Genomic DNA, 19,349 nt, shown 5'->3' with positions numbered 1-19,349 from the left:
TGAATAGCGCTGCGGCTACACGCGAATAGCCAGACAGCCCTATAACAGCGCTGGTAGCACCGAATTATTGTGGCGTAAACGCCATTCCTTTAAATATCCGCAGCGGATTGCCGCGCTCAATCTGATGATGGAACAGACGCCTTTCAGACTTCAACGCCGCACACTCATTTTGCCGTTGCTGTTCCAGCCGCCAGGCAATCAGCAGCCGGGCCAGACGCTTATTCGCATGTTGACTGCGCTCCGACTGAACCTTCACGCTAATCCCGCTCGCCAGGTGCGTGGCCCGCACTGCCGAGTCGGTTTTATTAACGTGCTGCCCACCCGGGCCGGAAGAGCGCAGAGTCTCGAAACGAATCTCATCAGACTGTATGTGTTCGTCGGCGGAAAAGCGCCCAATGCCGACGTACCAGTTTTTTCGCCCATGGTGCGGGCGATACGGGCTGGTACAAATCCACAGTAACGTGCCGCACCAACGTTCACTGAAAGCCATAGCTTTTTCGCCGTCCAGCGAGACCAGCGCGGAACGCAGCGTGTCTGGTAATCGTCCCGGCTCCGTTTCAAGTCGCGTCAACGATACCTTTTCTCTGGCGGCTTCTTTCGTCAGACAGTCCAGCGCTTTTTTTACCGCCAGACAACACTCGTCCGGTCCCTGTGCGGAAGAAAGTTGCAGTAGGATCATGCGCTTTTCTCCCCTGAGGTTTTCAGCGTCAGCACCGGACGCAGGCAGGCAACCGGCGTAATCAGTCCGGCGTCTGCCAGACAATCCACAACGCTATCGATGGATTTATACGCCTGCGGCGCTTCTTCATAAATGAGCTGGCGATCGCGGCAAATCACCCGGCTACCCATCCCGGTACGGCAGAGCTGTCGCGGGGTAAATTTTGCCGATAACCGGTCTTTACACTCGGTACGCATCCATTTGCGCCCCGCACCGTGCGCCAGGGAGAAGAGGCTCTCCTCGCTGACGACGGGTTTCACCAGCCAGCTATAATCGCCGCGCGAGCCGGGGATAATCACCAGTCCCTGCCCATCTGGCGTAGCGCCTTTACGGTGCAGCCACCCCGCCTTACCCGCGACAGTACAGGGTTCAACGAAGTTATGCGCCACATCCAGCCGCGGTTCGCCCTCAGCCCTGAGCTGTTGCAGTATCCGGCGGGCAATCAGCGCGCGATTACTGCGGGCAAATGCCAGCGCATCGTCATGTTCTGCAAGGTAGTGGCGCGCATCGTCGCTATCTTCCGGCAAACCGTTATGCGAAAACGCCTCCACATGACGACGCAGGATAGCTTGCCCCAGACCGCGTGAACCACTGTGTACCAACAGTAATAACTGCGCTTTTTGCAACCCCGACAAAGCGAACGAATCAGCATCGACGATGCGATCGACCTGTTGCAGCTCGGCAAAATGATTGCCGCCGCCAATAGAACCCAGCGCAGAGCGCCACGAATGATGCTGCATTGCGGCGGGGACATTCTCCTCCAGCCACTGCGCGTCCGCCACGTCAGGCAGCGACGCCAGCCGCTTCTCCAGTTTATCGGCGTTATATTTACGCCCTAAAATATCCGTTTGCCATAACGCCATGCCGCAGCCGATATCGTTGCCGACCAGCGCCGGATAAAAGCGTCCACGCGAGAAAAAGGCTGCGCCAATAGGGTAGCCGCGCCCCGGATGCAGATCTGGCATCCCGATAACGCGTTTCATACCGGTTAACTTAGCCGTCGTATATAATTGTTGGATCGCGGAATCTTCGATCCACAGGTTATCTGATGCGATAGAAAATACCACATCTGATAAAGGACGAATATAATTGCCCATATACCATTCCATATATGAATTAAAAAATCAGGAAATGGCAGACTAATCCAGGGCAATAAAAGAAAATTAATCCTGGAAAGGTCTGCAAAGTGCGTTCAGAGAATAAAGTGTCATGATGAACCTCCTTTGCAGTTATTGAGAATGAGAAAACGCGGGTATAGTAATACTGAAATTTAGATGGCGCAATCGTAATAGTGATAAAATCTTAATAGCCTGACTTATAACCCTAACACCAACTGTCGTTCCAGTTGAGGGTCGAGCAGCGTTACATGTAGCCCCACCAGCCGTACGCCGCGCTCGCCGCGACGCTCGTCCCAGGTTTTACGGGCGGTGGTAATTAAGTCTTCTTTATTTAATTGCGGCCAGACATGTTCCTGAGTGGTTTGCTGAAAATCATTAAATTTTAATTTAACGCCCTGTCGGGCAATCAGTAAATCGGGCTTTACTATAGCCAGACGACGCTCCAGTTCCGGATATAAATGTTCAATAATGGCCTCGCAGTCCGACCATTCATGAATATCCTCCGCCAGAGTACGCTCAACACCTACCGATTTACGCAGCCTTTCGCTGTTAACATCACGCTCGTCAATACCCTGACTACGCTCCCATAATACCCGGCCAAATTTACCAAAGCGTTTGAGAAGCATCGCCAGATCGCACTGTTGAATATCCCCGCAGGTTCTTAACCCCATATTTTCCAGTTTAGCGGCGGAAACTTTCCCCACGCCTGGAATTTTGGCTAACGGCAACGTTTTAAGAAAGCCGGGTACATCGGCTGGCGTAATAACATATTGTCCGTTCGGTTTATTGAGATCGGAGGCGATCTTCGCCAGAAATTTCACTGGCGCAACGCCGGCGGAGGCGGTGAGTTGCAGTTCATTGAAAATAGTCTGACGAATCTCCCTGGCGATCAGAGTTGCCGAACCATAACAGTGCGGGCTGTCAGTCACATCCAGCCAGGCTTCATCCAGCGAGAGCGGTTCAATCAGTGAAGTGTAGCGGGAAAAGATGTCACGTACATGCCGCGAAGCCTCTTTATAGGCGTCAAAGCGGCCAGGCAGTAAGGTGAGATGGGGGCACAGCTTTAGCGCCATGGCGGTCGGCATCGCGCTACGTACGCCAAACTGGCGCGCAGGATAGTTGGCGGTACTGATAACGCCTCTTCGCTCACGACTCCCGCCAATGGCAATGGGGATATCGCGTAACGCCGGATTATCACGCATCTCTACCGCGGCAAAAAAACAGTCCATATCAACATGTATGATTTTGCGCATCGCTCGCCCCCACAATACTGTTTAAGTGTACAGTATGTTTTATTGCGCGCAAAGAGACATTCGCGTTAAAAATGCGACATATTCGAAGGTATGACGACGAAAGCGGCGGGAAAATTGTAAACGTACACACGGGGACTTGCGAAAAACTGCCGTGGTGCTAATGTGAGCGCTCCAAATCCAGATTACTCCGATTTGGGGACTCTTTTGCCGTTCTGGCGTGTGTAACCGTTTTATCAAGGAACAAGCAGTATGCGTAAAATCGCATTTTTTCTTGCGATGCTTCTGATGCCGTGCGTCTCGTTTGCCGGTTTGCTGAGCAGCAGCAGCCCCGTCACGCCGGTCAGTAAAGAGTATAAGCAGCAGTTAATGGGCTCACCGGTCTATATTCAGATTTTTAAAGAAGAGCGCACTCTTGATCTCTACGTCAAAATGGGTGAGCAATACCAGTTGCTTGATAGCTACAAAATTTGCAACTATTCCGGTGGGTTAGGCCCGAAACGCCGTCAGGGCGATTTTAAAAGTCCGGAAGGGTTTTACAGCGTTCAGCGCAATCAACTCAAGCCAGACAGCCGTTTTTATAAGGCCATCAACATTGGTTTTCCCAATGCCTACGATCGCGCGCATGGCTATGATGGTAAATATCTGATGATTCACGGCGCCTGTGTTTCCGTCGGCTGCTATGCCATGACCGATAGCGGCATTGATGAGATTTTCCAGTTTGTCACCGCCGCGCTGGTCTTTGGTCAGCCGAGCGTGCAGGTGAGTATTTATCCGTTCCGGATGACCGACGCCAATATGCAGCGTCATAAATATTCATATTACAAAGATTTCTGGGCGCAGCTAAAACCCGGCTACGATTATTTTGAACAGACGCATAAGCCGCCAACTGTTTCTATCGTTGATGGACGTTACGTCGTGAGCAAACCGTTGAGTCACGAAGTCGTTCAGCCACAGCTGGCCTCAAATTATACGCTCTCCGAGGCAAAATAACGCCCATTCGCCTGGCATAATCTTTTGCCAGGTTTCATTCCCCGTTAGCGGCTGGGTAGCAATCACGGTAACCACGTCATTTGGCGTGGTCTGTGAGCTGAAATCAATTTCCATATCCTGATCCACCAGCGTGGCTACGCCAAACGGCGCCCGGCGAGTGATCCAGTGCAAATGGGTTGAGCAAAACGCCATCACATATCGCCCATCTGACAGCAGCATGTTAAAAACGCCTTTTTCACGTAATACCGTCGCCAGTGTCGCAATATATTTAAATACCGCTGTCATGTTGCCCGGCGTGCGGGGATAACGCTGCGTTAATTTATGCAATAGCCAGCAAAACGCTTTTTCGCTGTCGGTTTCCCCCACCGGACGAAAATTACCGGTTTCCAGCGACTTATAACCGTTGAGCTGACCGTTATGAGCATAAGTCCAGTTGCGTCCCCATAATTCCCGGGTAAAAGGGTGTGTATTTTCCAGCGCCACTTCACCGCGATTAGCCTGACGGATATGGGCGATAACCGAGCAGGACTTGATCGGGTAATTCTGTACCAGTTTCGCAATCGGCGAATGGTAGCTCGGTTGCGGATCTTTAAACGTGCGACAGCCCTTTCCTTCGTAAAAGGTAATTCCCCAGCCGTCTTTATGCGGCCCGGTTCCGCCGCCACGCTGCACCAGTCCGGTGAAGCTAAAGCAGATATCCGTCGGCACATTGGCGCTCATCCCAAGCAGTTCGCACATACATCACCTCCACAAACGCCTTAAGCGGGAAGGCGTAATTTTTACAGCCAATCAAATCTCAAAATATCAAAGAAAACAATATGCTATACCCTAAATAATTCGAGTTGCAGGAAGGCGGTAAGGGAGGAAATCCCCAGGAACATAGATAACTATGTGACTGGGGTTTCTGAGCGCAACCAACGCACCTGCAGCTTGAAGTATGACGGGTATAGTTATTTAACCATCTCTTTTTCGATCAGTTGAATCAGGATATGAATTACTTTGATATGAATTTCCTGAATACGATCGGCATAACCGAAGTGCGGTACGCGAATTTCAATATCCGCCGTTCCCGCCATTTTGCCGCCGTCTTTGCCGGTCAACGTAATCACTTTCATGCCTTTTTCACGGGCCGCGGCAATCGCTTTAATCACGTTACCAGAGTTACCCGACGTCGAGATCCCTAACAGGACATCGCCTTCGCGCCCTACCGCCTCAACGTAACGAGAGAAAATATAGTCATAGCCAAAATCATTACTGACGCAGGATATATGGCTAACATCAGAAATCGCAATTGCCGGGTAGCCCGGACGATTTTCACGATAACGACCTGTCAGCTCTTCAGCAAAGTGCATCGCATCGCAATGGGAGCCGCCGTTACCGCAGGAAAGTACCTTACCACCCGCTTTAAAACTGTCAGCCAACAGGACCGCCGCGCGCTGAATGGCGTGAATATTGGCGTCATCTTTTAAAAAATTAGCCAGCGTTTCCGCCGCTTCGTTCAGTTCGTTACGAATAAGATCCTGGTACATGAGGATATCCTTCAGCATGAATGTAAATGACAGTATGCAGTGTACCGGATAGCAGTACAGGCGAGAAGCATAAGCCGAATTAACGCCTCACGCTTTTGATTTTTCGTGCCCCCAAAAACGGCAACAATGTGAGCTTTGTTGTAATTATTTTGTAAACACATTGCTAAAAGATTTTACATCCACTACAACCTAATCATCACAAGTGGTCAGACCTCCTACAAGCAAGGGAGCTTTTCGTTATGATGATTTTGAGTATTATCGCTACGGTTGTTCTGCTCGGCGCATTGTTCTATCACCGCGTGAGTTTATTTCTCAGCAGCCTGATTCTGCTCGCCTGGACCGCCGCACTTGGCGTCGCTGGCCTGTGGTCCATCTGGCTGTTGGTTCCTCTGGCCATTATCCTCGTGCCGTTTAACCTCACACCGATGCGAAAATCAATGATTTCCGCACCGGTGTTCCGCGGCTTCCGTAAGGTCATGCCGCCGATGTCGCGCACTGAGAAAGAAGCGATTGATGCCGGTACAACCTGGTGGGAAGGCGATCTGTTCCAGGGCAAGCCTGACTGGAAAAAACTGCACAACTATCCGCAACCGCAACTCACTGCCGAAGAGCAAGCGTTTCTCGACGGTCCGGTAGAAGAAGCGTGCCGGATGGCGAACGATTTCCAGATTACCCATGAACTGGCGGATCTGCCGCCGGAACTGTGGGCTTATCTGAAAGAGCATCGTTTTTTTGCGATGATCATTAAAAAAGAGTACGGCGGACTGGAGTTCTCCGCTTATGCGCAGTCCCGTGTACTGCAAAAACTGTCCGGCGTCTCCGGGATTCTGGCTATCACCGTCGGCGTTCCAAACTCACTCGGCCCTGGCGAGTTGTTGCAGCACTATGGTACGGAAGAGCAGAAGAATCACTATCTGCCGCGACTGGCGCGCGGCCAGGAGATCCCCTGCTTTGCGCTGACCAGCCCGGAAGCAGGTTCTGATGCAGGCGCCATTCCGGATACCGGCGTGGTTTGCATGGGCGAATGGCAGGGCCAGCAGGTGCTGGGTATGCGCCTGACCTGGAACAAGCGTTACATTACGCTGGCACCGATAGCTACCGTGTTGGGCCTGGCGTTTAAGCTTTCCGATCCGGATAGATTGTTAGGCGGAGAAGAAGAGCTGGGTATTACCTGTGCCCTGATCCCCACCTCAACGCCGGGTGTGGAAATTGGTCGTCGTCACTTCCCGCTTAACGTTCCGTTCCAGAATGGTCCAACCCGCGGTAACGATATTTTCGTGCCTATTGATTATATTATCGGCGGCCCCAAAATGGCCGGACAAGGCTGGCGTATGCTGGTGGAATGTTTGTCGGTAGGACGCGGTATTACCCTGCCGTCCAACTCCACTGGCGGGGTGAAATCCGTCGCGCTGGCAACCGGCGCCTATGCTCACATTCGTCGTCAGTTCAAAATTTCTATCGGCAAGATGGAAGGTATTGAGGAACCGCTGGCGCGTATTGCAGGTAACGCTTATGTGATGGATGCCGCCGCATCGTTAATCACCTACGGCATTATGCTGGGTGAAAAACCGGCGGTACTGTCGGCTATCGTGAAGTACCACTGCACCCACCGCGGCCAGCAGTCCATTATCGACGCGATGGATATCACTGGGGGTAAAGGCATTATGCTGGGCGAGAGCAACTTCCTGGCGCGTGCTTACCAGGGCGCGCCTATCGCGATCACCGTGGAAGGCGCGAATATCCTGACCCGTAGCATGATGATCTTTGGTCAGGGCGCCATTCGCTGCCATCCTTATGTACTGGAAGAGATGGCCGCAGCGCAGAATAATGATGTGAATGCCTTTGATAAGCTGTTGTTTAAACATATCGGCCATGTCGGCAGCAATACCGTCCGCAGTTTCTGGCTTGGCCTGACCCGCGGATTAACGAGCCATACGCCAACCGGCGACGCCACGAAGCGTTATTACCAGCATCTGAACCGACTGAGCGCAAACCTGGCGCTGCTGTCTGACGTGTCAATGGCGGTACTGGGCGGCAGCCTGAAACGCCGCGAGCGTATCTCCGCGCGTCTGGGCGATGTGTTGAGTCAGCTTTATCTGGCCTCAGCCGTACTGAAGCGTTACGACGACGAAGGTCGCCACGAAGCCGACCTGCCGCTGGTACACTGGGGCGTACAGGATGCGCTGTATCGTGCTGAACAAGCGATGGACGATCTGCTGCAGAACTTCCCGAACCGCGTCGTGGCCGGATTGCTCACCGCGATGATCTTCCCGACTGGCCGTCATTATCTGGCGCCGTCTGATAAGCTGGATCACGCCGTGGCGAAGATCCTGCAAGTGCCGAACGCCACACGTTCACGCATTGGGCGCGGCCAGTATCTGACACCCGCCGAACATAATCCGGTCGGTTTACTGGAAGAAGCGCTGCGTGATGTCATCGCTGCCGACCCTATCCACCAGCGCATCTGCAAAGAACTGGGTAAAAATCTGCCGTTTACTCGTCTGGATGAACTGGCGCGCAATGCGCTGGCGAAAGGGCTTATAGATAAAGATGAAGCCGCCATCCTGGCGAAAGCGGAAGAGAGCCGCCTGCGCAGTATCAACGTTGATGATTTTGAACCTGAAGCGCTGGCGACCAAACCGGTAAAGCTGCCGGAGAAAGTGCGTAAAGTCGAAGCCGCATAATCAGTCTCGTGTCTTTCCTGCCCCGCTTTCGCGGGGCTTTTTCTTGCCGCTTTTTTATTATTGCTCATGCTACAGTGTAAAGACGCTGTTCAATGAGGAGCTCCGATCGTGTCTGGTTTGAAAATTACTCTGTTGCAACAACCTTTAGTCTGGATGGACGGCCCGGCAAACCTGCGTCATTTTGACAGACAGCTAGAGCTCGTATCTGGCCGGGATGTGATTGTTCTGCCTGAAATGTTTACCACCGGCTTCGCGATGGAGGCCGCTAATAACTCACTTTCGCAAGATAGCGTGATTACGTGGATGCAGGCCAAAGCCCGACAAACTGACGCTCTGATTGCCGGCAGCGCGGCGCTACAAACTGAGCGCGGCGCCGTAAATCGCTTCTTACTGGTTGAACCGGAAGGCAAGGTTCATCTCTATGATAAGCGCCATCTGTTTCGTATGGCGGATGAACATCAACATTATGCCGCAGGCGATAAACGCATCATCGTGCAGTGGCGCGGTTGGCGCATTCTGCCGCTGATCTGTTACGATCTGCGCTTTCCGATATGGTCACGCAACCGCAATGATTACGATCTGGCGCTGTATGTAGCGAACTGGCCCGCGCCGCGCTCGCTACACTGGCAAACATTACTGACGGCGCGCGCTATTGAAAATCAGGCTTATGTCGCAGGCTGCAACCGGGTTGGCACCGATGGTAACGGGCTACATTATCGCGGCGATAGCCGGATCATTAATCCCCAGGGCGACATTATCGCCACCGCCGAACCACACCAGGCGACACGTATCGATGCCGATCTTTCTCTCGTCGCCTTGCAGGACTATCGCGAAAAATTTCCAGCCTGGCGCGATGCCGATCCATTCACCTTGTAAGCAACCTGCCGCTCACCGCGGCGGGATTGTTTCACTCCGTAACTCTCCGTAAAACAAATTCGCGTGGCGTAATGTGGCAGGCAACGTATTCTGACTAAGAGCCTATCCCACCAGGCGTTATTGGCGCAGCCAGTTTGGACACGGACAGCGCGCAAAAACCGGAGCGTACACGTAGTACGTGAGGTTTGACTCGCTACGCTCGCCCTTCGGGCCGCCGCTAGCGGCGTTCAAAACGCTAACGCGTTTTGGCGAGCACTGCCCAGGTCCAAAATGGCAAGTAAAATAGCCCTAATGGGATAGGCTCTAAGATAATTGCTCGCCATTCGTGGGTAATAAAAACGGTTAATCACTCCCTTATCAGGATATCTTCATGAAAAACTTTGTACGCACAACTTTACTGGCAGCGACTCTGGCGGGCGTTTCTTTTGGCGCTTTCGCCACCGCTGTCCCCAATCCTCCCCTGCCCGCCCAGGATCCTATTGTCCAGCATCTGAAGCTGACAAACGATCAGATTACCCGGATCAAAAAACTTCACCAACAACTGGAAACCGACGTCAGTCAGATTTCTATGAAGGGAATTAAAGACGGTGCGCTGATAGAGGTGATTAAATCCGGTAAATGGGATGACGCCGCCGTAAAACAGCAGCTTGCAGCCTTCAGTAACATAGAACAACAGGCTCGCTATTATCGGGTTAAATATTATTTTGATTTAAGCAAAGTCTTAACACCAGAACAGCGTCAACAGGTACAACAAGATCTCGCCCAGGCACTTGAGTAAATATTTTTGCCCGTTATTCCTGGATAACGGGCTTTATCCAGGTCGGGTACAAATTCATCTTCATCTTTTTCTTACAGCATCGCTCTATCTCACACTACCCGTTACATAACGTAGAAGTGAAACCGTACGTGGGGCTGGCATACGTTGGGCAATTTGGCGAGGAGATGGATTTCCATACCGACGATTATCGTATTGTTATTTAATATTTTCATCTCATTTTTTACCCGCTTACAGAAAACCCAGCGTTACAATAGACCGTTTTTTGGCTTCGTTTATGTAATCGTTATATCACACCCTATACCGTGAAACTTGTCTTTTAGCCCAATATTAAGGCAGGTTCTGAAATGAAAAACTTTTTCGCAGTCTGCATCATTCCCCTTGTGGTAGCCTGGTCCGCTACTGCATCAGCACAAGAAGGGATCTATATCACCGGGAAAGCGGGGACATCCGTAGTCAATGTCTATGGAATCAACTCAACCTTCAGCCAGGATGAGATAGTTAATGGTCATGCAACGTTACCTGACCGTACCAAAGGCGTTTTTGGCGGCGGGGTTGCTATCGGTTATGACTTTTATGATCCATTCCAGCTTCCAGTACGTTTAGAACTGGATACCACTTTCAGAGGTGAGACGGATGCTAAAGGCGGGCAGGATATTATTGCATTTGGTGATCCAGTACACATAAATGTAAAAAATCAGGTCCGAATGACCACTTACATGGTTAATGGCTATTATGATTTTCACAATAGTACGGCATTTACTCCCTATATCAGCGCAGGCGTTGGCCTCGCTCATGTGAAGCTAAGTAATAACACCATTCCTGTTGGTTTTGGTATTAATGAAACTCTGTCTGCTTCAAAAAATAACTTTGCCTGGGGCGCAGGTATCGGTGCAAAATATGCTGTAACAGATAATATTATGATTGACGCCAGTTATAAATACATTAATGCTGGCAAAGTAAGCATTTCAAAAAATCACTATGCTGGTGATGAACATACCGCTTATGATGCAGACACAAAGGCTGCCTCCAATGACTTCATGCTCGGCATTACTTACGCCTTTTAAACACTATCGGTAAAATAGCTGGTCCTGTGGGTTCCCGAAGGCGCAATGGAGGATATCAGTAATGAATACTCCTGCGCCTTCAGAAAATCTTTGAACAGGTGCAACCTGGCGCCATTTTTCAGTACACTGCAACGTTTCTGGTATGGGCTTAACTTCCGGCTGCCCAAAAACAGTCCCGTCCTGTTGTATGATCTCTAAATGTGAATGGCACGATTATGCGAGATACTTACAAGTGTCTGGTATGAAGATATACTGCGAACGCCGATGTAAACGGCGCGCGTAACATTTTAGAGCGGGACACGCCGTGCTTGCCTGTGGAAGGAGCGTGCAGTCAGGCAGCCCGTTGGAGCAGGAACCCACGCCCTTCAGGACGTGGAGGATGTCAATGCACAAGAATTGGGGAATCTTTAGCAGAATTTATTATCTCTACAGTAGCATCTCTCTTGTTCCCGTCATAAATAACCCAATGCCTCCAGAGCTGAAACCGCCTTCAGCATGAGCACTGGCTGCAAATAACACCAAATAAAATAATAATATAACAACTACCGAGACAAAAAACACCTCTCTAAAGTATTTAGAATTCATACAGTCAGCTCATTTAAATTTAACGTCACATGCAACCATGCATGCGTAAAACAAGAACCACACTCATATTAATAATGATTAGTAATGTGAGTGTGCGTATAACGAGATACAGATGTATATTCCTTAATGTAACGGAACATCATCAATGCAAATAGCAACCATCGATATATTAAACTAAAATAATACATCTAGTGCATATATAAACCATTCGTATGGTGGCTGTAATAAAATTGTTGATAAACGGTCATCCCCTAAACTTCCAGCCTCCCCACCGCACGAACAATGATGTTCTTTATATTTAATCGTAATAAAAAACAAAACAATAATTAAACAAAAAATAAATAAGATATTTTTGATTCAAATTTTCACTCCTTCTGTTATATACACCAAGTTTCATTTTTTTTATGATCCCGAAAGAAAAAACCGTCATATGACGATGGCCATTGCATTCCATACATGTAATCAACTTCGTTCTGGTACACGGCCCTCTGTTCTACATCATTTATATCCCCGACAAGAATCTTTTGGAACTTATGATAATGATAAACACTACTAATAAAATTAGGATCACGAGGCACTACGCAAGCCTGAAAAAAGAACCCAAGGTTTTTAATTTCACTGGAATAAGAATGTTTACCACAAAAATCAAACCAAACTTCCATACCATAATCTCTGCGACTCCTGATGTACTCGCTCAGAAATTTGTGGTTGTTATTAAAGTCAACAGAAACAGCAAATAACCCGACGCTATTTAATTTACTGATCCTTTCCATATGTATGAGCACAAATTCCCAGGGGATCCTGAGTATATATTTATTTAACCCATATTTATGGTTGAATAAATTAAATGACTTTTGTAACTCTTCAAAAAACATCAATGACTCAATTATGTGGTTTTCGCCTTCTTTCCAGAAGGGTTCAACGAAATAAATATCAGTAACATCATCTGTTTTAATGCGGTTTTTTGTTACATGCACGGGGTGATATTTAACCATGTGATATTCCGCTGTGTTATTCTGTGCCGCTTAATTTCACCACTGCTGATTAAAATCCTTGTTCAACAGCCGCAATCTGCCGTTGTTGTTCCGTAAGAAGGATAATAATGTATTAAATCAGTAAGTACACATCACACTTTCACACTGGCAGTTCGTTTGTTTCCTTTATTTGCTCAAGAACAAAGCTCGATGCAGATCCACTAATTGAAGAATTAGTTAATATTATTTTCTCATAAAAACTATAGTAATCGTTCATATCTGTAAATACTGTATGCATTAAATAATTAAATGATCCAGAAATTCGATAAAAGGCAATAACCTCAGGCATTGACTTTATTTTCTCAGAAATACTAGCGTATTGCTCCTCAGATATGTTAATCATAATAAAGACATTAAGTGAAAGACCTAGTTTTTCTTTATCCAATAAAGCGAACTGACCAATGATAACCCCCCTGTCTTTAAGTTTTTTTAAACGTTTGAAACATGGTGTGGGCGTAAGTCCCACTTTATATGCAAGTTGCCATAAAGTTTGTGCACAATCTTTTTGGATTTCTTTCAATAATTCTTTATCTTTATCATCTAAATACACAGTCATAGGAAAGCAGAACCTCACGCATTGATTTTCATAAGTAAATAGATTCTCTTTATTAAATAAAACAAGTATATAAAGAGAACTCTGATTTAAAAAACCATATAAGAAAGATATCAATAAAATAAATAATTACTGTCAGGGGGTTTGTGTTCCCATCAGCATTGTCACTGTCAGCGTTCCCTGATACTCACCAGAACGCTTCTCTCTGATGTTAAAGGGTTGTGTTGTCAGGGTAAGGGGCACTGGCACACAACGTACCGCCTGCCGTTGCCCGGGAAGTACCACCGGACGCGTTGCTGCTTTATCCACGTTATCCAGACTGAACTCCACGCCACGGGTGACAGGAATATTTCGTCCCCCATAATTCATACTGACCGCATAATCAATCGTATCAGCAGAATCGCTCTTCATAACCTGAAATCCCGTACCTGACTTATTGCTTCCTTCTATCTTCATCTGTAATGAACGGGCTTTCACACCTCCGTCATACAGACACATATCCAGATTAGCCCTGCCCGACATTTGTGAGGCATTCATCCGGTGAAGATTCAGGTCCACCCGGGGCGTTGCTGTACCAAATTGCGGAAAGTAAATAGCCGCATTTTCAGCAAAGTGGTCTGTTACATTCAGCGTGATATCCGACACTAAACTACCGATTGGAATATTCCACCATCGCAAAGATCGCATCTGCAGATGCGCAGTCCAGATGCCGGTAGTCGGGATTTTTTTCAACTCCTCACGCAGAATCCATGTTTTTATAATGACGTGATCCTCCATTGCTCTGTAGGTAACCGATCCTGCAAATCCCTCATCATGATTAGCAAACCTACCTGCCACGGTCAGGGTAATCGTCTCACCACTACCCTGCCGCGTAAACCGTAATGGCACGTTTTGGAAAGGTTGAACATACACACCGTCTGGAACCCTTGTCCGGCATTTTCCGAAAACATCATCGTTTTCAGACAGGCACATTAATGAAAAGTACCCTAGACCGAAATCCCTTTGGACTACCTTAATAGACCATATATCCTGTTGTTCAGGGAGTGCATTCAGGTCTATATTCCCAGAGACTGGCAGGTTCCATGAATAGTCGCTCTCCCTTTCAGCCTGAGCTGAAACAGGTAACCACAGTACCAGAAGATGAATTGCAACCATCCTTGCAGAGCGAACGTATTTTCGGATGAAATTAATAATTGCTGACCAATGGGCTGTCATACTCGTCCACTTCATTTTATTACTCATAGTTAACGCCTTTATCTCTACGTCAGGCTTCCTGAACGGAATGGCGCAGCAAACCTGCCACGTTCAGCAAACGGATGACCCGCGGCGATATTTGCAACGCCTGTGGCAGGGCATCCACGTCACTTAATTCACACCGCACATCACCCACTACCTGCATAACATCCCGACGTTTATGTACTGACATCGGACAACGCAGGATCCTGTTTTTTGACAGCAGCCACAGGCTGGATTCTTTATGCTCGCTCTGCAGGCTAAATCGCCCGGAAGGTCCCAACGACAAAAATGGATGGTTCAGTGGCTGTGCGTCCAGCAGCGGTCTGCCATCCTTGTCCAGTACGCGGCCAACGTACAGTCGGCTCATACTGGCGCTGATGTTGTGAACCAGCAGATGCCCGGGTGTCAGGAAGTAACACCTTCTTCCCCCTCCCGCTTTTACGCCTGCCATACCCTGTGAACTAACCCCTGCATCCTCAATGGTCACCTCCGTGGCGTTATAGCCTTCCATCAGCAACAGCGACTGCTGACCAAAACCGAGACTGAACGGCTGGCTGCTGCCACGAACGCTGACTACTTTCCCGCTACTGCCCTCGTCCCCCTCTGACTCCACGTTCACCGCCATGCCAGAGGCCGGTTCACCGTCCTGACCACCTCCCCAGAACAGTCCATTACGGGATAACGCCAGAGACGAGCTGTAGCCAGCGGTGAGTGAACTGGCGCTGCCCGCATTACGTTGATGGGAGTTACTGATAGTGGCGCTCAGTTCACCCATACGGCCGCTCATGCGTCCGCCGAGACTCCCGCTCCAGCTGTCGTCGTTATAACCGGAGAAACCCACCGACAGTTCACGATACAGATCCTGCTGCCAGGATCTCACATGGTTCACATTCCAGGACGTCTGTGTTTTTTGATTCCGGCTACTGTGAATATCGGTCCCGGCTGAGGTATACCCATTACTGCCAGTCATTGTCGGTGGTTGAGAGGCATATGACACACTGACACTCATAAACAAGCCATCATCATTCACTCCGTCATTTCGGGTTCGCCATACTCCCCCATGGGTATTAATATTCATGCCAGCCATATTAAGGCTGTACGTTGCACTAGCCTGAGCAGATTCGCGGTGAGAGGCAGGGATGTATGCCTGTCGCCAGAACACATTTTCTTTGTCACTGTTATCATCATATCCCCGGTAAACCGGCCGACCTTCTGTCCTGCTGGTACTGTATCCCAGTAGGGCATACCAGTTCCCCACCGGAACCGACAGGGAGGCGTTCATCGAAGTCTGGCAGGTCATACTGGCATGCACTGACTGTGGATGACGACCACTACAGGCATCACTTTCCGTATGGTTACGCCACAGACTCGCGGAAAATCCGTCGTTGTATGTCACCTGCTCAGTGTTACCGCTCGTGCTGTCTGTCCCATGCAGTATCCCGGCAGAAAGGTCCAGCGTGCCATCCAGCACTGCATGCTGTGAATTCAGTCGGGTTTCACTGTACCAGGCCTCATGTGCCAGAGAGATACCTTCGGTCAGACTGATATTTTTCCGCAGCCCAGTTTGGAATCCGGCAGCCATGACAGTCTCACCGTCATAATGGCTGGCTTTATCCCCGGTATCTTCCAGCCCGCCCTGAATAAACCACTGGGTCTGTGCACTGAAGCTATTGCCCCCCTTACTGAAGGGCTGGGTCTCCGTTCGCCGCAGAATCCCATCCTCATACACCCGCAACGCCAGAGGATAGCTTCCCGGTGGAAGAGAGTGAGTATCCAGGGTATGCATTCCCGGGGTCAGGAACTGACTCCCCAGCAACTCGCTGCCACGATAAATATCAATACGGGCATTTCGGGTAACCTGAACCATAACCGGAGTGGCATTCTGGTCCACCTCATGGTTAACATAAGCTTGGGTGGTCCCGGTTCGTAATCCATCAAACCGGCTCAGGGGAAGCAGACTGAACCCAAAATCCCCCCCCGTGGCGCTGGACAGATTCCGCTGATCCATCTGACCAGCCTGGAGATAATACTGATTGCCGAGATCCTGACGGACAAACAGATTGTCAAACCAGGTCTGACTGTTATTGTAATGTTCTGACTGATTCCAGATAGCCGCCCAGTTGCCTCCCAGATAACGACCGTTACCAAGCCCCAGGGCACCGCTACCATTCAGTGTCATATTACGACTGTGGAGATCATCACTCAGATACAGCGTCTGGCGGTGAATAAATGCGCTGACACCCTCCGGGGTCGGAGTCAGCCAGCGTTTATCACGTCGTTCTTCATCCGGCAACCAGTCCCGGTTAAGAAACAAAGATAACTGACCGTTGTTCTCATCAAAAATAACCGCAACATCCTCTTTATCTGTTGCCACGTAACCACACTCGCTGCTGTCTTTTGCTTCTGAGACACCACAGACCAGATTGCTGTTACGTAGCAACGGACGGCTGAGTGCAGCCAGCGCTTTTTGCCGTTCTGCGGCCGGCAACGCGGCAAGCCCACTGCTTTCAAGTACCATCAATGGGGACATGAACTGCACGGTGTCCGGTTTAACCACCACCGGAAATAATCCCAGTGAATGCCCTGGTAGCAACACTTCAATTTGCTCAGTCTGTCCTTCCAGCAGAGATTCAAATCCAGGAGGGGGAATAAGAGTTGCCTGGCTGGTAAAACTGCACAATCCCAGTAAATAATACATCCAGAAATAACGACTCACGTAAAGAGACCTGAATTGCAATGAATAATAAGATCAATACCGGATCCGGTTCAGGTACGAACGGTGACACCCCAAAACCGGATCAGATGAAGAGCTAATAACCGGTTATTAGCCGGCAGTGACAGCCTGTGAAATCACCAGACTGACCAATCCGCTGTATTCACCGGCAGGCAGGTTTTGTAAGGCTGCTCCAGCCTTCTGACCAATATCCAGGTTCAGCAGAGCTGAAGCATCGCCAGTTTTTCCGTCCGGGAACAGGGTTTTAGCTTCCAGTACAGAATTGGTGGTGGTCAGTGACCGTCCTCCCAGAGTCACTTCCATATCAATGGTTTTGGTGGGATCCAGGACGTTGATAAGTTGTGGAGCATTCAACAGTTTTACATTAACCGACTTGGTCTGATCGTTGCTGTAAAGGCGGGTCTGGAGTGATTTATGGACCAGGCCCTTACCCGGCATGAAATCCAGCTTCATAGTCGACGGGAGGGATGAACCATCGGCCTGCAGCAGTTCAAGTGTACTGTCAATATTGGCAGTGACGGTAATATCCTTCTGAACCGCAGAAACAGAAAAAGAATAAACGGTGGCCAATGCCACAGCTGCGGCAATAAAAGATGTTTTCATGTTCATAAAAAATAACCTTGCTTTGTTGTTTATTACAGTGATATATGTACACTCGGTATACATCCGCTCCCCCTGAGAATAAATGTAGGGTATAGCGTACGCTCCGTGTGTTTTTACTTTCCGGCTGCTGTTAAATCAGCAGAGATTACCGGTGAATTTGCACCCGTACGATATTCCACACGAAATGCATTACTTTTTATTCCGGCCGGAATATCAGCACTCCCGCCGGGATAAATACTTTTGCCTATATTCTGCCAGTGGCATGTGGTGTCGCAGTTGCCAGCCCGAATAAGAGAAAGCCGTGTGTTTCCCGTATTCAGCAGGTGGTGACCGTCCGTTACCAGCGCAGGCCTGGGGTCTGACGGAGAAACACGCAGCAACACCCCCCAGACAAGATTCACACTTACGGATGAATTTTGCTTTCCGCCTGCCTGTGGATCATCTTCCAGTTCAGGAACAGCCTCGAAGTATACCCGCCAGGCTTCCTCTCTTTCCGGTGCCTGAGTACTGATAACACGTATTGTTTTTTTTGTTCCCGGGGAAAGAGCAAATTTCTCCGGGGAGACAACAAGTCCTGTCTCTATATCATTCCCTGCTGGTACCTCCTTCTCCTGTGGCATACCAGGGTGTTCAATACGCATGATTCTTGTTCGAATATATTGCACATGATCTGATTTAGAATAGACGAACAGCGAGGTGGCCTCTTCGCGGCTACTATTAATTTCTGCCGCCATGGGATAAACGAGCATATTCGCCCTGGCATGACCACATGCAAACATAGCGACACAGAGAAACACCCCGGGAAGAGTATCTTTAAAATTCATACCAGATTTTACCGTATAAAAGTCATCTAAATTTTAGTATTAGCATAGACAGAAAGTTATCAGCATAAAGAAGCAAATTACGATTCAGTGTTAATACATTTTGTGTGGAGGGCATCATACGGAATAAAATTTTTCGCTCAATACCTCTGTTTTTTTCAGGAAAGAAAAAATTAGTAAATAAAAGTCCACGGATTTCATTCACCAAAAGCGAACGACAGATCTGTAAGAATCGCTGAACAATTAATAACGCAGCAGTAAAAATTTTGGAAATTCTTCATAAGAAAGTTGTTACTGTGTACCTGACTTACTCAGATAAATGGAACTGTATCCCCCCCCTTCAAAGCAACAAATACGTAACATAACAACGTAGGAGACAGAGAATCTAAAGAAAGCCCTCCAGGAGGGAGATACAATTCAGACTACAAAACCAAATAAACCTTAAACAAAGCCACAAATAGACTGATCATCATGAGGTTTTACAAAACCAGGTAAAAAAAAAGTAAGCAAAGTAATTAATTTAGAAAACTAAAGTTACAGTTAGATCAGATTTACTTGCTCAATATCTGTTAAAAATATGATATCAGCAAACAAAAACTTATATACATCATATGGTTACGCTTGATGTTTACACCTCTCCAGCAAAGTGTAATCAATATAATACACTATTTTTAGATGAAATATTGGTTAAATATTCCATAAATAACAATATAAAACAGAACAATTCACCATGAAAATACAATTTACCTTTTAAAACATAATGTTATAAAAAA

General features: G+C 48.5%; 17 protein-coding genes and 1 pseudogene. 6 read left to right on the top strand and 12 right to left on the bottom strand.

Going from position 1 to position 19,349, the window contains the following annotated elements; genetic code table 11:
- Nucleotides 1-64: 64 nt before the first annotated feature.
- The 3 genes from prfH to dinB form a co-directional block, all read right to left on the bottom strand.
- The gene (gene prfH / locus ACH0VJ_RS19345; RefSeq protein ID WP_000602086.1) at nucleotides 65-679 is read right to left on the bottom strand and encodes a peptide chain release factor H; all 615 of its coding nucleotides are present in this window, start codon (nucleotides 677-679) and stop codon (nucleotides 65-67) included.
- The gene (locus tag ACH0VJ_RS19340) at nucleotides 676-1,815 is read right to left on the bottom strand and encodes an RNA ligase RtcB family protein (protein ID WP_000528883.1); all 1,140 of its coding nucleotides are present in this window, start codon (nucleotides 1,813-1,815) and stop codon (nucleotides 676-678) included. The genes prfH and ACH0VJ_RS19340 overlap by 4 nt, the downstream gene beginning before the upstream one ends.
- A gap of 218 nt (nucleotides 1,816-2,033) precedes the next feature.
- On the bottom strand, nucleotides 2,034-3,089 hold the full coding sequence (dinB, locus tag ACH0VJ_RS19335; RefSeq protein WP_001226204.1) for a DNA polymerase IV: 1,056 nt from the start codon (nucleotides 3,087-3,089) through the stop codon (nucleotides 2,034-2,036).
- A gap of 249 nt (nucleotides 3,090-3,338) precedes the next feature.
- Between dinB and dpaA the strand changes: the two genes are divergently transcribed.
- The gene (gene dpaA / locus ACH0VJ_RS19330; protein WP_001225658.1) at nucleotides 3,339-4,079 is read left to right on the top strand and encodes a peptidoglycan meso-diaminopimelic acid protein amidase; all 741 of its coding nucleotides are present in this window, start codon (nucleotides 3,339-3,341) and stop codon (nucleotides 4,077-4,079) included.
- On the opposite strand, the gene ACH0VJ_RS19325 is transcribed toward dpaA, so the two are convergent.
- Nucleotides 4,050-4,817, bottom strand: a complete 768-nt coding sequence (locus tag ACH0VJ_RS19325; RefSeq protein WP_000333387.1) for a class II glutamine amidotransferase — start codon at nucleotides 4,815-4,817, stop codon at nucleotides 4,050-4,052. The genes dpaA and ACH0VJ_RS19325 overlap by 30 nt on opposite strands.
- Nucleotides 4,818-5,029: 212 nt before the next feature.
- The gene (gene lpcA / locus ACH0VJ_RS19320; RefSeq protein WP_000284051.1) at nucleotides 5,030-5,608 is read right to left on the bottom strand and encodes a D-sedoheptulose 7-phosphate isomerase; all 579 of its coding nucleotides are present in this window, start codon (nucleotides 5,606-5,608) and stop codon (nucleotides 5,030-5,032) included.
- Nucleotides 5,609-5,847: 239 nt separating this feature from the next.
- On the opposite strand from lpcA, the gene fadE reads away from it, so the two are divergent.
- The 4 genes from fadE to pagN all read left to right on the top strand — a co-directional run bounded on the left by fadE (nucleotide 5,848) and on the right by pagN (nucleotide 11,010).
- Nucleotides 5,848-8,292: an acyl-CoA dehydrogenase FadE gene (fadE, locus tag ACH0VJ_RS19315; RefSeq protein WP_000973041.1), complete on the top strand. Its 2,445-nt coding sequence runs from the start codon at nucleotides 5,848-5,850 to the stop codon at nucleotides 8,290-8,292.
- Between the two features lie 108 nt (nucleotides 8,293-8,400).
- Nucleotides 8,401-9,168: an amidohydrolase gene (locus tag ACH0VJ_RS19310; RefSeq protein ID WP_000015789.1), complete on the top strand. Its 768-nt coding sequence runs from the start codon at nucleotides 8,401-8,403 to the stop codon at nucleotides 9,166-9,168.
- A gap of 370 nt (nucleotides 9,169-9,538) precedes the next feature.
- Nucleotides 9,539-9,946: a Spy/CpxP family protein refolding chaperone gene (locus ACH0VJ_RS19305; RefSeq protein WP_000788200.1), complete on the top strand. Its 408-nt coding sequence runs from the start codon at nucleotides 9,539-9,541 to the stop codon at nucleotides 9,944-9,946.
- Between the two features lie 344 nt (nucleotides 9,947-10,290).
- On the top strand, nucleotides 10,291-11,010 hold the full coding sequence (gene pagN, locus ACH0VJ_RS19300) for an adhesin/invasin protein PagN (RefSeq protein WP_000787610.1): 720 nt from the start codon (nucleotides 10,291-10,293) through the stop codon (nucleotides 11,008-11,010).
- Nucleotides 11,011-11,013: 3 nt separating this feature from the next.
- On the opposite strand, the gene ACH0VJ_RS19295 is transcribed toward pagN, so the two are convergent.
- The gene (locus tag ACH0VJ_RS19295) at nucleotides 11,014-11,202 is read right to left on the bottom strand and encodes a hypothetical protein (RefSeq protein WP_031607265.1); all 189 of its coding nucleotides are present in this window, start codon (nucleotides 11,200-11,202) and stop codon (nucleotides 11,014-11,016) included.
- A 56-nt stretch (nucleotides 11,203-11,258) separates the two neighbouring features.
- On the opposite strand from ACH0VJ_RS19295, the pseudogene ACH0VJ_RS19290 reads away from it, so the two are divergent.
- Nucleotides 11,259-11,371: pseudogene (locus ACH0VJ_RS19290) on the top strand (hypothetical protein); the annotation flags it as partial.
- Nucleotides 11,372-11,972: 601 nt separating this feature from the next.
- Here the strand turns inward: ACH0VJ_RS19290 and tioA are convergent.
- From tioA to tcfA, 6 genes are all read right to left on the bottom strand, one after another.
- Nucleotides 11,973-12,590 (bottom strand): protein TioA, encoded by a 618-nt coding sequence (gene tioA, locus ACH0VJ_RS19285; RefSeq protein WP_000241747.1) that lies wholly within the window; start codon nucleotides 12,588-12,590, stop codon nucleotides 11,973-11,975.
- 139 nt (nucleotides 12,591-12,729) lie between these two features.
- Entirely contained in the window at nucleotides 12,730-13,185 is a 456-nt protein-coding gene (locus tag ACH0VJ_RS19280) for an Lrp/AsnC family transcriptional regulator (protein WP_000219490.1), read from the bottom strand.
- A gap of 132 nt (nucleotides 13,186-13,317) precedes the next feature.
- Nucleotides 13,318-14,424 (bottom strand): CfaE/CblD family pilus tip adhesin, encoded by a 1,107-nt coding sequence (locus ACH0VJ_RS19275; RefSeq protein WP_000066475.1) that lies wholly within the window; start codon nucleotides 14,422-14,424, stop codon nucleotides 13,318-13,320.
- Between the two features lie 22 nt (nucleotides 14,425-14,446).
- Nucleotides 14,447-17,134 carry a fimbrial outer membrane usher protein TcfC gene (gene tcfC / locus ACH0VJ_RS19270; protein ID WP_000092515.1) on the bottom strand — a complete coding sequence of 896 codons (2,688 nt, stop codon included), beginning with the start codon at nucleotides 17,132-17,134 and terminating at the stop codon, nucleotides 14,447-14,449.
- Nucleotides 17,135-17,242: 108 nt separating this feature from the next.
- Complete coding sequence (tcfB, locus tag ACH0VJ_RS19265) at nucleotides 17,243-17,818, bottom strand: fimbrial protein TcfB (RefSeq protein WP_000287810.1); 576 nt, start codon at nucleotides 17,816-17,818, stop codon at nucleotides 17,243-17,245.
- Between the two features lie 50 nt (nucleotides 17,819-17,868).
- On the bottom strand, nucleotides 17,869-18,579 hold the full coding sequence (tcfA, locus tag ACH0VJ_RS19260; protein ID WP_001009503.1) for a fimbrial chaperone TcfA: 711 nt from the start codon (nucleotides 18,577-18,579) through the stop codon (nucleotides 17,869-17,871).
- Nucleotides 18,580-19,349: the final 770 nt, after the last annotated feature.

It is taken from the genome of Salmonella sp. 2020_1459, assembly GCF_043847915.1.
Lineage (GTDB): Bacteria > Pseudomonadota > Gammaproteobacteria > Enterobacterales > Enterobacteriaceae > Salmonella > Salmonella enterica.
Note: the sequence above shows the minus strand (reverse complement) of the source record. Positions and strands in the feature narration are given on the sequence as shown.

Excerpts from the sequence above, each read along its gene's own strand:
- lpcA (WP_000284051.1), bottom strand. The coding sequence starts at position 5,608 with ATGTACCAGGATCTTATTCGTAACGAACTGAACGAAGCGGCGGAAACG.
- tcfA (WP_001009503.1), bottom strand. The coding sequence starts at position 18,579 with ATGAATTTTAAAGATACTCTTCCCGGGGTGTTTCTCTGTGTCGCTATG.
- prfH (WP_000602086.1), bottom strand. The coding sequence starts at position 679 with ATGATCCTACTGCAACTTTCTTCCGCACAGGGACCGGACGAGTGTTGT.
- dpaA (WP_001225658.1), top strand. The coding sequence starts at position 3,339 with ATGCGTAAAATCGCATTTTTTCTTGCGATGCTTCTGATGCCGTGCGTC.
- ACH0VJ_RS19325 (WP_000333387.1), bottom strand. The coding sequence starts at position 4,817 with ATGTGCGAACTGCTTGGGATGAGCGCCAATGTGCCGACGGATATCTGC.
- ACH0VJ_RS19275 (WP_000066475.1), bottom strand. The coding sequence starts at position 14,424 with ATGAGTAATAAAATGAAGTGGACGAGTATGACAGCCCATTGGTCAGCA.
- dinB (WP_001226204.1), bottom strand. The coding sequence starts at position 3,089 with ATGCGCAAAATCATACATGTTGATATGGACTGTTTTTTTGCCGCGGTA.
- tcfB (WP_000287810.1), bottom strand. The coding sequence starts at position 17,818 with ATGTATACCGAGTGTACATATATCACTGTAATAAACAACAAAGCAAGG.
- pagN (WP_000787610.1), top strand. The coding sequence starts at position 10,291 with ATGAAAAACTTTTTCGCAGTCTGCATCATTCCCCTTGTGGTAGCCTGG.
- ACH0VJ_RS19280 (WP_000219490.1), bottom strand. The coding sequence starts at position 13,185 with ATGACTGTGTATTTAGATGATAAAGATAAAGAATTATTGAAAGAAATC.
- fadE (WP_000973041.1), top strand. The coding sequence starts at position 5,848 with ATGATGATTTTGAGTATTATCGCTACGGTTGTTCTGCTCGGCGCATTG.
- ACH0VJ_RS19305 (WP_000788200.1), top strand. The coding sequence starts at position 9,539 with ATGAAAAACTTTGTACGCACAACTTTACTGGCAGCGACTCTGGCGGGC.
- ACH0VJ_RS19340 (WP_000528883.1), bottom strand. The coding sequence starts at position 1,815 with ATGGGCAATTATATTCGTCCTTTATCAGATGTGGTATTTTCTATCGCA.
- tioA (WP_000241747.1), bottom strand. The coding sequence starts at position 12,590 with ATGGTTAAATATCACCCCGTGCATGTAACAAAAAACCGCATTAAAACA.